A 1,689-nucleotide genomic window follows, 5' to 3' on the forward strand; every position below is an offset into this window, starting at 1 on the left:
CCAGCCGGTGACCTGGGCCGTGACGCCCGCATCGCGCAGCCCGACGAACGCACCGAGCACCGCGGCGGCCCCTCCCATGTCCATCTTCATGAGCAGGTGCATCGGGTCGCTCGGCTTGAGGCTGATGCCGCCGGAGTCGTACATGATGCCCTTGCCGACGAGACCGAGATGACCGGTCGCCGCTCCCTCGGGCGCATAGGTCAGCTTGATCATGCGCGGCTCCTCGACGGAGCCCTGGTTCACACCGAGCAGACCGCCGCAGCCGAGATCGATGAGCGCCTGCTTGTCGAACAGCTCGACCCCGAAGCCGAAGCGTTCACCGAGCTCGACCGCGATCTCTCCCATGTTCACCGCCGTGAGGTGGCCGGGAGGGGTGTTCGCGAGGTCACGGGCCACCACGGCCGCGCGCGCGGTGATGCGGGCCTCGGCGACCGCGGCCTCGACATCGCCGTATCCCGGGAGGTCGAGCGTGAGTTCCGTCAGGGGCACGTGCGTGGTCGTGCCCTTCAGCACGACGTAGCGGTAGCGGGCGAGGAGCGCCCCCTCGGCGAGCGCGCGCGCTGCCGCCTCGACATCGAGGTCGACGAGGTCGTCGATGCGCAGGCCGAGTCGTTCACTGCGAGCTGCAGCCCGCACGAAAGCCGCGGCTGCATCCCGCAGCACGTGGACGGTGAGGTCGTCCGAAGCACCGAGACCCACGATGACGAGGTCGGATTGTCCGGCTCTCGGCACGGAGAGGATGCTGCCCGTCTTGCCGGTGAATCCGGCGGACTCGAGCCCGGAACGGTCGAACCCCGCCTCGGGAGGTACCGGGCCGTCGGTGTGGACGCCGATGCCACGCACCTGCACGTCGGCCGGGATTCGCCCGATCTCGATGACCACGGCTTCGAGGGCGTCGAGACCCGGGACGGTCGCCAGACCGGCGGGGATGATCTTGTTCGGCTTACGTTCCACGGTGCTCTTCCTTCTGTGGGAGTGTCGGGGGTGTTCCGGCCGTCACGACGACCGGAACACGGAAGCGGATCAGCCGACGATGTCGACCGGTGAGCCCGGCCCCCACGGGATGCCGAGGAGGAACCAGACGACGTAGAGCGCCGTCCACGACAGCAGCATCCACACGGCGTAAGGGATCATCAGGGCGATGATCGTCCCGATCCCGGCTTCCTTCTTGTAGCGCTGCGCGACCGTCACCATGAACGGCAGGTACACCATCAGCGGGGTCAACACGTTCACCGGCGAATCGCCGACGCGGTAGGCGGCCAACAGCGTCTGCGGCGCGACGTCGAGCGAGGCGAAGATCGGGATGAACACCGGCGCGAAGATGACCCACTTCGGTACGAGGCCCGGGAGGATGAAGTCCAGGATCACGATCACGACGATGAACGCGAGCAGCAGCACGATCGCCGGGACGTTGGCCTGTTCCAGGAGCTCGGCGGCGGAGACCGCGGCGACCGTCGGCAGGTTCGTCCAGTTGAACAGGGCGATGAACTGGGCGATCATCAGGAACATCACCAGCAGACCGCCCAGGCTCGCGAAGGTCTTCGCGATCGCCCGCACGGTCGCGCTGCCGCCGCGGAGGGTCTTCGCGCCCGCGCCGTAGGCGATGCCGCACACCAGGAACGCCAGCGAGATGATGAACACCAGGCTCGCCATGAACGGCGTCGTACCGATGATGTCGCCCGTCTCCGG

The 1,689-nt window shown here is 67.9% G+C and carries 2 protein-coding genes; both read right to left on the bottom strand.

Annotation, left to right across the window (positions count from 1 at the left end; all coding sequences use genetic code 11):
* Positions 1–954: M17 family peptidase N-terminal domain-containing protein (locus WFM69_RS19215; protein WP_337007438.1), on the bottom strand; the 954-nt coding region annotated here is incomplete at its 3' end.
* A 69-nt stretch (positions 955–1,023) separates the two neighbouring features.
* On the bottom strand, positions 1,024–1,689 hold a 666-nt coding region (locus WFM69_RS19220; RefSeq protein WP_337007440.1), incomplete at its 5' end, for an AbgT family transporter.

Origin of the sequence: Microbacterium sp. LB12 (assembly GCF_037150835.1) — a bacterium.
Lineage (GTDB): Bacteria > Actinomycetota > Actinomycetes > Actinomycetales > Microbacteriaceae > Microbacterium.